Raw genomic sequence first — 13,731 nt, forward strand, 5'->3', positions numbered from 1 at the left:
GATGCATGAGACATCCGTCATAGGTGTTTCTAAAGCAACTTCGTCATTATTCCAAGGTTATAGAATAATGACTGGTTTATCTTACTTCGCTTGTTTTGCTTAATTTAATAAGCTTAAGAACTTTCATTCTTGAAACTGAGCAGAAGCAAAATGTTTCGATTTTGCAATCAATTACTACCCATTTTGAATACACACATATCATCACAATAATGTGTATTCACTTTACTTCTTCCATTTTGTTAAAGAACAGTCTAGTTAAAAACTAGAAGCAAAGATTGTTTTTACAAACAACACTTGCTTCTAATTTCTTACTTACAACATCAATACTTGGTGGAGGATAACGGGATCGAACCGTTGACCCCCTGCTTGCAAAGCAGGTGCTCTCCCAGCTGAGCTAATCCCCCATTTTCAGGTGAATCTGGTGGGTCTGGATGGACTCGAACCATCGACCCCCGCCTTATCAAGACGGTGCTCTAACCAGCTGAGCTACAGACCCTCAAGGTTTACTAGCGTTTCCGCCAATGTTTGGTCAATCATTGATGCTGCTGACTACTAACAACTGATAAGTGTGAATGCTTGCAAAGTAAAGACGTCTCTAGAAAGGAGGTGATCCAGCCGCACCTTCCGATACGGCTACCTTGTTACGACTTCACCCCAGTCATGAATACTACCGTGGTAATCGTCCTCCTTGCGGTTAGACTAACTACTTCTGGTAAAACCCACTCCCATGGTGTGACGGGCGGTGTGTACAAGGCCCGGGAACGTATTCACCGCGACATGCTGATCCGCGATTACTAGCGATTCCGACTTCATGTAGTCGAGTTGCAGACTACAATCCGGACTACGATCGGCTTTCTGAGATTGGCTCCCCCTCGCGGGTTGGCAACTCTCTGTACCGACCATTGTATTACGTGTGAAGCCCTGGCCATAAGGGCCATGAGGACTTGACGTCATCCCCACCTTCCTCCGGTTTGTCACCGGCAGTCCCATTAAAGTGCCCAACTAAATGATGGCAATTAATGGCAAGGGTTGCGCTCGTTGCGGGACTTAACCCAACATCTCACGACACGAGCTGACGACAGCCATGCAGCACCTGTGTTAACGTTCTCTTTCGAGCACCAATCCATCTCTGGAAAGTTCGTTACATGTCAAGGCCAGGTAAGGTTTTTCGCGTTGCATCGAATTAATCCACATAATCCACCGCTTGTGCGGGCCCCCGTCAATTCCTTTGAGTTTTAATCTTGCGACCGTACTCCCCAGGCGGTCTACTTCACGCGTTAGCTGCGTTACTCATGGATTTTACTCCACCAACAACTAGTAGACATCGTTTAGGGCGTGGACTACCAGGGTATCTAATCCTGTTTGCTCCCCACGCTTTCGTGCATGAGCGTCAATATTATCCCAGGGGGCTGCCTTCGCCATTGGTATTCCTCCACATCTCTACGCATTTCACTGCTACACGTGGAATTCTACCCCCCTCTGACATATTCTAGTCTTGTAGTTTCAAACGCAGTTCCCAAGTTGAGCTCGGGGATTTCACATCTGACTTACAAAACCGCCTGCGCACGCTTTACGCCCAGTAATTCCGATTAACGCTTGCACCCTACGTATTACCGCGGCTGCTGGCACGTAGTTAGCCGGTGCTTCTTATCAAGGTACCGTCATTAACACAGTTTATTCGACTGCATCGTTTCTTCCCTTGCGAAAGAGCTTTACAACCCGAAGGCCTTCTTCACTCACGCGGAATGGCTGGATCAGGCTTTCGCCCATTGTCCAAAATTCCCCACTGCTGCCTCCCGTAGGAGTCTGGACCGTGTCTCAGTTCCAGTGTGGCTGGTCGTCCTCTCAGACCAGCTACTGATCGTCGCCTTGGTGAGCTTTTACCTCACCAACTAGCTAATCAGATATCGGCCGCTCCATTAACGCAAGGTCCGAAGATCCCCTGCTTTCCCCCGTAGGGCGTATGCGGTATTAGCCAACCTTTCGATTAGTTATCCCCCATTATTGGATACGTTCCGATACATTACTCACCCGTTCGCCACTAATCATTCTAGCAAGCTAGAAATCATCGTTCGACTTGCATGTGTAAAGCATTCCGCCAGCGTTCAATCTGAGCCAGGATCAAACTCTTCAGTTTAATTTCTGACTATTACTTTTTCCTCTTGCGAGGTGGTTATTTCGCTTTTGCTTTATTACTTAAGATAATTAAGTAATGACTCAAATTCATTTCAAGGTCTGTGTGATTCTTGTTACCAAGAACCGTTACATATTTGTCATAAATTTAAGTGTAAGCACTTGTTTTTCTGAGTCTGAACTTAATGCCAATCAACTAAGTTAAATTTTAATGTAAACACTAAAACAAGTTAGTTGCGATTAAGTCAGCTGCTTTATTCACAAGCACCCACACTTATCAGTTGTTATATTGTTAAAGAACTTTTTGTTTCCGTCGTTACGCTTTGCGTTAACGAGGTGCGCATTATACAGAGCTTTTAACGCTCGTCAACCTTAATTTCGTAATATTTACTAATTAAAATTAACCGTACTTTTTACTACGCCTTCTACTACATTCTACTTTTCGCTAACGTTGTTTCGTCAGCGAGGTGCGCATTCTACAGCGCTTTAAACTTTGGTCAACCCCTATTTTGAATCTGTTACATAATTGTTACATTTTAAAAATCAGGGCTTACACAAATAGAAACGCCCCGTCATTTACATGACAGGGCGTTTGGTATAAATAGCTTGGCAGTGACCTACTTTCGCATGCAAAAAGCATACTATCATTGGCGCTGGTTCGTTTCACGGCCCTGTTCGAGATGGGAAGGGGTGGTTCCAAACCGCTATGGCCGCCAAGCATAACTGGTGTCTCGCATGTTTAAACTTCAAACACACAAGCGATTATGCTGTGTTGCCGTCTCATTTTCATGAGGCGTCTGTAACAAATTGGAAGAAGTAAAGTCTTCATACCTTTAGGTATGGTGTCAAACGGGGTATTGATTACATTATCTTACTTTAGTACAACCATAGACTCGAACATGTTCAAGTTTTAAGGTTATAGGATCAAGCCTCACGAGCAATTAGTAACGGTCAGCTTAACGCATTACTGCGCTTCCACATCCGTCCTATCAACGTCCTGGTCTCGAACGACTCTTTAGGGGGGTTAAACCCCCAGGGAAATCTCATCTCAAGGCGAGTTTCACGCTTAGATGCTTTCAGCGTTTATCTCTTCCAGATTTAGCTACCCGGCTATACCACTGGCGTGATAACCGGTCCACCAGAGATCTGTCCACTCCGGTCCTCTCGTACTAGGAGCAGGTCCCTTCAAATTTCCAACGCCCACGGCAGATAGGGACCAAACTGTCTCACGACGTTTTAAACCCAGCTCACGTACCACTTTAAATGGCGAACAGCCATACCCTTGGGACCGGCTACAGCCCCAGGATGTGATGAGCCGACATCGAGGTGCCAAACTCCCCCGTCGATATGAACTCTTGGGAGGAATCAGCCTGTTATCCCCAGAGTACCTTTTATCCGTTGAGCGATGGCCCTTCCATACAGAACCACCGGATCACTATGACCTGCTTTCGCACCTGCTCGACCTGTCCGTCTCGCAGTCAAGCAACCTTATGCCATTGCACTATCAGTACGATTTCCGACCGTACCTAGGTTACCTTCGCACTCCTCCGTTACTCTTTGGGAGGAGACCGCCCCAGTCAAACTGCCCACCATACACGGTCCCCAGTCCGGATTACGGACCTAGGTTAGAACCTCAACAACATCAGGGTGGTATTTCAAGGTTGACTCCACGATATCTAGCGACACCGCTTCATAGTCTCCCACCTATCCTACACAAATCTTGTCAAAGTCCAATGTAAAGCTACAGTAAAGGTTCATGGGGTCTTTCCGTCTAGCCGCGGGTAGATTGCATCTTCACAAACATTTCAACTTCGCTGAGTCCCGAGAGGAGACAGTGTGGCCATCGTTACGCCATTCGTGCGGGTCGGAACTTACCCGACAAGGAATTTCGCTACCTTAGGACCGTTATAGTTACGGCCGCCGTTTACTGGGACTTCAATCAAGAGCTTGCACCCCATCATTTAATCTTCCAGCACCGGGCAGGCGTCACACCCTATACGTCCACTTTCGTGTTTGCAGAGTGCTGTGTTTTTATTAAACAGTCGCAGCCACCTTTTCACTGCAACCCCATCGGCCTTCGAGAGTAAATCTCTACAACCTACCGGGGCGCACCTTCTCCCGAAGTTACGGTGCTAATTTGCCGAGTTCCTTCTCCCGGGTTCTCTCAAGCGCCTTAGAATTCTCATCCTACCCACCTGTGTCGGTTTGCGGTACGGTCTCTATACAACTGAAGCTTAGTGGCTTTTCTTGGAAGCATGGTATCAATCACTTCACGTACAAGTACGCTCGTTATCACGCCTCAGCATTGACTCTCCGGATTTGCCTAAAGAATCTGCCTACACGCTTGAACCGGGACATCCAACACCCGGCTGACCTAACCTTCTCCGTCCCCACATCGCATTGTATACAGGTACAGGAATATTAACCTGTTTCCCATCAGCTACGCATCTCTGCCTCACCTTAGGGGCCGACTCACCCTGCGCCGATGAACGTTGCGCAGGAAACCTTGGGTTTTCGGCGAGGGAGCTTTTCACTCCCTTTATCGCTACTCATGTCAGCATTCGCACTTCTGATACCTCCAGCATTCCTCACAGAACACCTTCGCAGGCCTACAGAACGCTCTCCTACCATGCATACATTCCGAAGAATGCAGCATCCGAAGCTTCGGTTACGTGCTTAGCCCCGTTACATCTTCCGCGCAGGACGACTCGACCAGTGAGCTATTACGCTTTCTTTAAATGATGGCTGCTTCTAAGCCAACATCCTGGCTGTCTATGCCTTCCCACTTCGTTTTCCACTTAGCACGTCATTTGGGACCTTAGCTGTCGGTCTGGGTTGTTTCCCTCTTGACCACGGACGTTAGCACCCATGGTCTGTCTCCCGTAATTGCATTTCTCAGTATTCGGAGTTTGCAATGGTTTGGTAAGTTCTTATGAACCCCCTAGCCATAACAGTGCTCTACCCCCGAGAATGATATACGAGGCACTACCTAAATAGTTTTCGGAGAGAACCAGCTATTTCCAAGTTTGTTTAGCCTTTCACCCCTATCCACAGCTCATCCCCAAATTTTTCAACATTTGTGGGTTCGGACCTCCAGTACCTGTTACGGCACCTTCATCCTGGCCATGGATAGATCACTTGGTTTCGGGTCTACACCCAGCAACTAGACGCCCTATTCGGACTCGCTTTCGCTACGCCTCCCCTATCGGTTAAGCTTGCTACTGAATGTAAGTCGCTGACCCATTATACAAAAGGTACGCAGTCACGGAACAAGTCCGCTCCCACTGTTTGTATGCATACGGTTTCAGGATCTATTTCACTCCCCTCCCGGGGTTCTTTTCGCCTTTCCCTCACGGTACTGGTTCACTATCGGTCGATTACGAGTATTTAGCCTTGGAGGATGGTCCCCCCATGTTCAGACAAGGTTTCTCGTGCCCCGCCCTACTTGTCGTTACCCTAGTTCCACACACGGGATTTCGTATAAGGGGCTATCACCCTCTATGGCCGGACTTTCCATTCCGTTCTACTATCGCATGTGCTAAAAATAACAGGCTATTCCATGTTCGCTCGCCACTACTTACGGAATCTCGGTTGATTTCTTTTCCTCGAGCTACTTAGATGTTTCAGTTCACTCGGTTTGCCACCATCTCCCTATATATTCAGGAGCGGTTACCCTTGCGGGTGGGTTTCCCCATTCGGACATTTCCGGATCAAAGCTTATTTGCCAGCTCCCCGAAACTTTACGCAGGCTATCACGTCCTTCATCGCCTGTAATCGCCAAGGCATCCACCATATGCACTTATTCGCTTGATCCTATAACGTTAAAACCTGAACCCTTTTTAAATTCAAATTCCATGATGCATGAGACATCCGTCATAGGTGTTTCTAAAGCAACTTCGTCATTATTCCAAGGTTATAGAATAATGACTGGTTTATCTTACTTCGCTTGTTTTGCTTAATTTAATAAGCTTAAGAACTTTCATTCTTGAAACTGAGCAGAAGCAAAATGTTTCGATTTTGCAATCAATTACTACCCATTTTGAATACACACATATCATCACAATAATGTGTATTCACTTTACTTCTTCCATTTTGTTAAAGAACAGTCTAGTTAAAAACTAGAAGCAAAGATTGTTTTTACAAACAACACTTGCTTCTAATTTCTTACTTACAACATCAATACTTGGTGGAGGATAACGGGATCGAACCGTTGACCCCCTGCTTGCAAAGCAGGTGCTCTCCCAGCTGAGCTAATCCCCCATTTTCAGGTGAATCTGGTGGGTCTGGATGGACTCGAACCATCGACCCCCGCCTTATCAAGACGGTGCTCTAACCAGCTGAGCTACAGACCCTCAAGGTTTACTAGCGTTTCCGCCAATGTTTGGTCAATCATTGATGCTGCTGACTACTAACAACTGATAAGTGTGAATGCTTGCAAAGTAAAGACGTCTCTAGAAAGGAGGTGATCCAGCCGCACCTTCCGATACGGCTACCTTGTTACGACTTCACCCCAGTCATGAATACTACCGTGGTAATCGTCCTCCTTGCGGTTAGACTAACTACTTCTGGTAAAACCCACTCCCATGGTGTGACGGGCGGTGTGTACAAGGCCCGGGAACGTATTCACCGCGACATGCTGATCCGCGATTACTAGCGATTCCGACTTCATGTAGTCGAGTTGCAGACTACAATCCGGACTACGATCGGCTTTCTGAGATTGGCTCCCCCTCGCGGGTTGGCAACTCTCTGTACCGACCATTGTATTACGTGTGAAGCCCTGGCCATAAGGGCCATGAGGACTTGACGTCATCCCCACCTTCCTCCGGTTTGTCACCGGCAGTCCCATTAAAGTGCCCAACTAAATGATGGCAATTAATGGCAAGGGTTGCGCTCGTTGCGGGACTTAACCCAACATCTCACGACACGAGCTGACGACAGCCATGCAGCACCTGTGTTAACGTTCTCTTTCGAGCACCAATCCATCTCTGGAAAGTTCGTTACATGTCAAGGCCAGGTAAGGTTTTTCGCGTTGCATCGAATTAATCCACATAATCCACCGCTTGTGCGGGCCCCCGTCAATTCCTTTGAGTTTTAATCTTGCGACCGTACTCCCCAGGCGGTCTACTTCACGCGTTAGCTGCGTTACTCATGGATTTTACTCCACCAACAACTAGTAGACATCGTTTAGGGCGTGGACTACCAGGGTATCTAATCCTGTTTGCTCCCCACGCTTTCGTGCATGAGCGTCAATATTATCCCAGGGGGCTGCCTTCGCCATTGGTATTCCTCCACATCTCTACGCATTTCACTGCTACACGTGGAATTCTACCCCCCTCTGACATATTCTAGTCTTGTAGTTTCAAACGCAGTTCCCAAGTTGAGCTCGGGGATTTCACATCTGACTTACAAAACCGCCTGCGCACGCTTTACGCCCAGTAATTCCGATTAACGCTTGCACCCTACGTATTACCGCGGCTGCTGGCACGTAGTTAGCCGGTGCTTCTTATCAAGGTACCGTCATTAACACAGTTTATTCGACTGCATCGTTTCTTCCCTTGCGAAAGAGCTTTACAACCCGAAGGCCTTCTTCACTCACGCGGAATGGCTGGATCAGGCTTTCGCCCATTGTCCAAAATTCCCCACTGCTGCCTCCCGTAGGAGTCTGGACCGTGTCTCAGTTCCAGTGTGGCTGGTCGTCCTCTCAGACCAGCTACTGATCGTCGCCTTGGTGAGCTTTTACCTCACCAACTAGCTAATCAGATATCGGCCGCTCCATTAACGCAAGGTCCGAAGATCCCCTGCTTTCCCCCGTAGGGCGTATGCGGTATTAGCCAACCTTTCGATTAGTTATCCCCCATTATTGGATACGTTCCGATACATTACTCACCCGTTCGCCACTAATCATTCTAGCAAGCTAGAAATCATCGTTCGACTTGCATGTGTAAAGCATTCCGCCAGCGTTCAATCTGAGCCAGGATCAAACTCTTCAGTTTAATTTCTGACTATTACTTTTTCCTCTTGCGAGGTGGTTATTTCGCTTTTGCTTTATTACTTAAGATAATTAAGTAATGACTCAAATTCATTTCAAGGTCTGTGTGATTCTTGTTACCAAGAACCGTTACATATTTGTCATAAATTTAAGTGTAAGCACTTGTTTTTCTGAGTCTGAACTTAATGCCAATCAACTAAGTTAAATTTTAATGTAAACACTAAAACAAGTTAGTTGCGATTAAGTCAGCTGCTTTATTCACAAGCACCCACACTTATCAGTTGTTATATTGTTAAAGAACTTTTTGTTTCCGTCGTTACGCTTTGCGTTAACGAGGTGCGCATTATACAGAGCTTTTAACGCTCGTCAACCTTAATTTCGTAATATTTACTAATTAAAATTAACTTATATAACACACCATTAATACTTGGTTGCGGGAACAGGATTTGAACCTGTGACCTTCGGGTTATGAGCCCGACGAGCTGCCAGACTGCTCCATCCCGCGTCCGGCTCGACATCACTTATTACATGTTGCGTCGAGAGGTGAGACTATAGCAAAGGTAGATCACTTCTGCAAGAGCTATTGAGAGAAATTATGATAAATACCGACTGCGTATTGAACGATATCTGACAATATCTATACATATTAGTCACTTAGTTAAAGTTAAGCCATTAACGCACGGACACGTGCCAAATCACTTTCTGTATCGACACCTGCAGCAGGGGCATTTTCAGAGATGGTAACTGCTATTTTATAGCCTTGATATAAGACGCGAAGTTGCTCTAAACATTCATATTGCTCTATTGCAGCAGGTGCAAGATTTGCGTACTGCTTTAAAAAGCTAGCGCGGTAAGCATAAATGCCAATATGTCGATAGGCAGGGAGACCTTCTGCAAGCACCTCATCTTGAGCGAAAGTATCTCTAGGATATGGAATCGGCGCTCGACTAAAGTACATCGCATTTCCATTAACATCCATGACAACTTTAACAACGTTTGGATTTGCAAAGTCTGACTTGTCATGAATAGCGTGACATGCTGTTGCCATTACTGCATCAGTATTAACAGACAAGGCCGTTGCAATCTCAACAATAAGCTTGGCGTCTATCAGCGGTTCATCGCCCTGCACATTGACGATAATCGCATCATCATGCCAACCTTTAATGGATGCAACCTCTGCAATACGATCCGTTCCACTGACGTGATTTGCATCGGTCATCACTGCGGCGCACCCATACTGACCCACTGCATCAACTATGCGTATGTCGTCTGTCGCAACTATTACTTGTTTAGCGCCACTAAGCAAAGCACGCTCAGCCACCCATACCACCATCGGTTTTCCTGCAATATCAAGCAAAGGCTTACCTGGCAATCTGGTGCTCGCGTGGCGCGCAGGGATGACTACATAAAACTCAGGTACAGCTTGTGATGAATTATGCAATTTCTTCATCATCCGCTAGTTTACGTGCTTCATCTTCTAACATAACAGGAATGCCATCACGCACTGGGTATGCCAAACGCGCTGATTTAGAAATCAGTTCATTCGTCGCTTTGTTATAAACCAAAGGCCCTTTTGTCACTGGGCAGACCAAAATCTGTAAAAGCTTTACGTCCATTTAATTTCTCAATTTATCTAGTTTATTTAATACGTCAGTCAATAGCCGCTTGTCAATTTCCGCTCTAACTGGCAACACCCAAAAGTTAGTTCGTGCAAATGAGGTGCATTTAACAGCATCTTTCTCAGTCATAATGACGATATCCGTATCGATATCTTCAAAGTCTTGAGAAGAGTATTGATAATGATCATTATATGCTTTGGATTTAAAATGCAAACCCATCGTCTTTAGCTGGAGGAAAAATCGTTCAGGATTACCGATACCTGCAACTGCAGTGATGGATTTTCCTGCAAACTCTGCTGGGCTTAATTCTAATTGGCGATTATGAAGGTTGTAGAAGGTGCTTGCCTGCAATTGCATTTCAATAGGCACTGGTGTGACAACTTGACTTGCGCTCGACTGACGTCCATTACCAACAACAACATCGACCGTTTTTAATCTGCTTATAGGCTCACGTAAAGGCCCTGCTGGCAAAAGGGCTCCGTTACCAAAACCTGTCAGAGCGTCAAAAACCACTATTTCAACATCCCTTTGCAATGCGTAGTGCTGCAAACCATCATCACTAATAATAATATTGCACTCTGGATGCGCTTTTAAAAGTGCAAGTCCTACCTCCACGCGTTTAGCCCCGACAAACACAGGGCATACTGTGCGCATGGCAATCAACACTGGCTCATCTCCAACAGAAGAAGGGTCGCTATCAGGAGACACAGATGCCAACCCAGTCAAACTACTTCCATACCCTCGACTAATAATTCCTGGCTTATAGCCAGCTAACTTTAATTGCTCCGCCAACCAGATCACTAAAGGTGTTTTTCCAGCGCCGCCTACATTGATGTTTCCAACAACGACGACAGGAACATTTAAATTGTAGCTGTGAAAAAGACCTAATTTATATAAGAATCTTCTTAAAGTTACGACTATCGAAAACAACCAAGAAATAGGCAAAAGCAACAAATGCCACAGCGTAAAAGTGAACCACTGCTTTTGCAACCAATTAGCCATTTAAGTCACACTTAGGCGCTAAACTGCTTGTGATATAACTTTGCATAATATCCATCAAGCTTCATCAGCTCATCATGTGAGCCGACTTCAACGATATGACCATGCTCCATCACCATGATGCGGTCTGCATTTTCGATGGTGCTTAATCTGTGCGCAATCACGATACTGGTGCGATTAAGCATTAGTGCATCCATTGCTTGTTGAACATGCTGTTCAGACTCTGTATCTAAGGCTGATGTAGCTTCATCTAACAATAAAATTGGTGCGTTCTTCAGAATAGCGCGCGCAATGGCAATACGTTGACGCTGGCCGCCAGATAGCTTCACGCCGCGATCACCAATTTCATTTTGCAACCCATTAGGTAATTGCTGGATAAATTCCCAGATGTTAGCGGCTTTAGCTGCCGCTACCACCTCTGCCTCGGTTGCATTACGCAACACACCATATGCAATGTTATTAAAAATGGTATCGTTGAATAAAATAATATCCTGGCTAACCAACGCAAATTGCTGACGCAGGTTTTTAAGTTGTATTGCTCGGCAATCGATACTATCTAACAATACCGTACCATGCTGCAACTCATAAAATCTAGGGAGTAAATTTACTAGAGAAGTTTTACCACCGCCAGAACGCCCGACTAAAGCAACCTTTTCCCCAGCCTTAATAGTAAAACTTAAGTTATCTAATGCAGGCTTTGGTGTATCTTCATAATGCAAAGTAACATTTTTAAACTCAATATCGCCTTTTGCCCGATCTATGGTTAGTTGCCCTTGGTCCATTTCTGGCTGGCTATCGATCACATCAAAAATACTTTGCGCAGCGGTTAAACCAACTTGTAAGTCCTCATTAGCAGCAGCGATGTGTTTAATTGGAGAGATAAGCATGAGCAATGCGCCAACAAAAGCAGCAAACTCGCCTACACTAAAATTGCCAATCGCATAATAAATCACCAAGCCCAACGCTAGCGCAGCAAACAACTCAACAATAAAGCTACTCAAGCCAGCAATGCGTGCCACTCGTAATTCAATTTTTCGATTGTTAGAAACAATTTGAGAAAAACGGCTATATTCAAAATCTTGTGCACCAAAAATCTTTACGATTCTCTGGCCTGCAATCGCCTCTTCTGCAGACTTGGTCATTTCCCCCACGCTGTGCTGCACTTGCTTTGCATTTGCCTTTAATTTTGGCGTCATTTTTTTCAAATACAATGCGATAAAAGGAAGTACGATTGCAAAAATTAATGTTAATCGCCAATCCAGATAGAGCATGTAGCCAATTAAACCTACGACCGTCAATAAATCACGCATCACGTTCATCCATGAACGGGTGGTCGCTGTTGAAAGGCGCTCTACATCATACGTAAACTTGGAAACGATAGAGCCTGCTGATCTGGCATCGAAATAATGCACTGGTAAAAGCATTAATTTAGAAAACATTTCCTTACGGAAGTCTTCAACTACGCGCCTAGCGACAACGCGCATGCAATAAGTAGAGACAAAGCCTGTTATGCCTCGCGCCACCATCAATGCAATCAACATTAAGGGCAACAGTATCGCCTGATCAGCTGTTTTTTTAACGAAGCCCTCATCAGTAACTTGCTTAATCAATGCAAGAAATGCAGTATTACTTCCAGCCAGTAGTACTAGCGCAACTATACTGATCATGAAAACGTATTTGTAATGCCATGCATAGTGAAACAAACGCAAATATAAAACTTTTGCGTTTGATACATGCACGATATCGTGCGCTTTAGATTTGGATTTTTTTAGATTTGAGTTCGACATGAGCTAACGTCGATAAGGATTAATAAGAAATGATAGGATTGAGGTTATAAAAACTCAAGATCCCGATTGCACTTGTGTAGCAAATGTAATTCTTGTGTACCCTGCAACACGTGATGCTTCCATCACATTAACGACAGACTGGTGTGTAGCATTAGCATCGGCATTAATGACAATTGTTGGTTCTTCATTGCCTGCTTTAGCTGCAGCCTGTAGGGCCGCGCTAATCGCGGAAACTGACACGTCAGCCAACGGCTTGCCATCAATTAGATATTTACCAGTTGCATCAACAGCCACTTCAATCATTAACGGTTTATCCTGAGGCGCATTTGCCTCGGCTGTTGGTAGATTGATTTGCAGTTCGTTAGTACGTGAAAATGTTGCACTGACGATTAAGAAAATAATAATCACCAACAATACATCTATCAACGGGATAAAGTTGATTTCAAGTTCTTCGTGTTTTTTCCCACGTTGAAAATCCATTTGGTGTTCCCTTTATCTATCGTACTAAATTACTGACGCTCGCCGTGAATGATTTCAACTAACTTAATGGCTTGTTGCTCCATCTCAATCAGTAAAGCATCTACTTTGGTACGGAAATAACGGTAAGCAATCATCGCTGGCACTGCTACAACAATACCTGCAGCAGTGTTATATAGTGCAACTGAAATACCGCGTGCAAATTGAGCGACATCATGTCCTTGCGTAGTAAAAGCGCCAAACAACTCCACCATACCAATCACCGTACCGAGCAACCCCAATAAAGGTGATACTGTTGCAATGGTCCCAAGTGTAGAAAGATAGCGTTCCATCTGATGTGCTACCGCACGCGCTGTTTCTTCAATAGATTCTTTCGTCACTTCACGTGAGTTTTTCGCATTGGCAAGTGCTGTTGCAAACACACGACCCAACAATGAGTGCTGCTCCAAGCGATTAATCGTATCTTTTGTGATACCGCCCTTAGCTAACCATGCTTGTAGCTCTGGTAATAAATTGCTAGGGGATACAATATTTTCGCGCAATGCAAAACTACGCTCACCTATAATTGCTACAGCAATAACTGACGCAATAACAAGTGGCCAGATAGGCCAACCAGCAGCTAGAATGATTTCCCACACAGTGAAATTCCCCTTAAATCAATACCAAATAAAATTCTGTCACAAATGCCATAAATCAGGCCCAGCGATACTTTAGCTTGTCATGTGCT

General features: G+C 45.2%; 6 protein-coding genes, 5 tRNA genes and 4 rRNA genes. All 15 read right to left on the reverse strand.

Annotated elements, in window-relative coordinates:
* Window positions 1-328 precede the first annotated feature (328 nt).
* Window positions 329-404 (reverse strand) — tRNA-Ala (locus A391_RS0111070).
* 15 nt (window positions 405-419) lie between these two features.
* A tRNA-Ile gene (locus tag A391_RS0111075) sits at window positions 420-496 on the reverse strand.
* A gap of 103 nt (window positions 497-599) precedes the next feature.
* A 16S ribosomal RNA gene (locus A391_RS13980) occupies window positions 600-2,137 on the reverse strand.
* 600 nt (window positions 2,138-2,737) lie between these two features.
* Window positions 2,738-2,851 (reverse strand): 5S ribosomal RNA (gene rrf, locus A391_RS0111085).
* Window positions 2,852-3,053: 202 nt separating this feature from the next.
* A 23S ribosomal RNA gene (locus A391_RS0111090) occupies window positions 3,054-5,946 on the reverse strand.
* 371 nt (window positions 5,947-6,317) lie between these two features.
* Window positions 6,318-6,393, reverse strand: a tRNA-Ala gene (locus tag A391_RS0111095).
* 15 nt (window positions 6,394-6,408) lie between these two features.
* Window positions 6,409-6,485 (reverse strand) — tRNA-Ile (locus tag A391_RS0111100).
* A 103-nt stretch (window positions 6,486-6,588) separates the two neighbouring features.
* Window positions 6,589-8,126 (reverse strand): 16S ribosomal RNA (locus A391_RS13985).
* The 16S, 23S and 5S rRNA genes sit together here with 5 tRNA genes alongside, the layout of an rRNA operon.
* Before the next feature lie 424 nt (window positions 8,127-8,550).
* Window positions 8,551-8,627: transfer RNA gene (locus A391_RS0111110), tRNA-Met, on the reverse strand.
* A gap of 159 nt (window positions 8,628-8,786) precedes the next feature.
* Window positions 8,787-9,572, reverse strand: a complete 786-nt coding sequence (kdsB, locus tag A391_RS0111115; RefSeq protein ID WP_019899383.1) for a 3-deoxy-manno-octulosonate cytidylyltransferase — start codon at window positions 9,570-9,572, stop codon at window positions 8,787-8,789.
* Window positions 9,556-9,738 carry a Trm112 family protein gene (locus tag A391_RS0111120; protein WP_019899384.1) on the reverse strand — a complete coding sequence of 61 codons (183 nt, stop codon included), beginning with the start codon at window positions 9,736-9,738 and terminating at the stop codon, window positions 9,556-9,558. The genes kdsB and A391_RS0111120 overlap by 17 nt, the downstream gene beginning before the upstream one ends.
* A complete protein-coding gene (gene lpxK, locus A391_RS0111125; RefSeq protein ID WP_019899386.1) occupies window positions 9,739-10,743 on the reverse strand; it encodes a tetraacyldisaccharide 4'-kinase in 1,005 nt (334 codons plus the stop codon).
* 11 nt (window positions 10,744-10,754) lie between these two features.
* The gene (msbA, locus tag A391_RS0111130) at window positions 10,755-12,527 is read right to left on the reverse strand and encodes a lipid A export permease/ATP-binding protein MsbA (protein WP_019899387.1); all 1,773 of its coding nucleotides are present in this window, start codon (window positions 12,525-12,527) and stop codon (window positions 10,755-10,757) included.
* 54 nt (window positions 12,528-12,581) lie between these two features.
* Complete coding sequence (locus A391_RS0111135) at window positions 12,582-13,007, reverse strand: ExbD/TolR family protein (protein ID WP_019899388.1); 426 nt, start codon at window positions 13,005-13,007, stop codon at window positions 12,582-12,584.
* A 29-nt stretch (window positions 13,008-13,036) separates the two neighbouring features.
* Window positions 13,037-13,642, reverse strand: a complete 606-nt coding sequence (locus tag A391_RS0111140; RefSeq protein ID WP_019899389.1) for a MotA/TolQ/ExbB proton channel family protein — start codon at window positions 13,640-13,642, stop codon at window positions 13,037-13,039.
* Window positions 13,643-13,731: the final 89 nt, after the last annotated feature.

The sequence above is a fragment of the Methylotenera mobilis 13 genome, assembly GCF_000384255.1.
In the GTDB taxonomy this organism is placed as follows: domain Bacteria; phylum Pseudomonadota; class Gammaproteobacteria; order Burkholderiales; family Methylophilaceae; genus Methylotenera; species Methylotenera mobilis_B.

Coding starts and splice junctions, on each gene's coding strand:
- kdsB (WP_019899383.1), bottom strand. CDS start 9,572: ATGAAGAAATTGCATAATTCATCACAAGCTGTACCTGAGTTTTATGTA.
- A391_RS0111120 (WP_019899384.1), bottom strand. CDS start 9,738: ATGGACGTAAAGCTTTTACAGATTTTGGTCTGCCCAGTGACAAAAGGG.
- lpxK (WP_019899386.1), bottom strand. CDS start 10,743: ATGGCTAATTGGTTGCAAAAGCAGTGGTTCACTTTTACGCTGTGGCAT.
- msbA (WP_019899387.1), bottom strand. CDS start 12,527: ATGTCGAACTCAAATCTAAAAAAATCCAAATCTAAAGCGCACGATATC.
- A391_RS0111135 (WP_019899388.1), bottom strand. CDS start 13,007: ATGGATTTTCAACGTGGGAAAAAACACGAAGAACTTGAAATCAACTTT.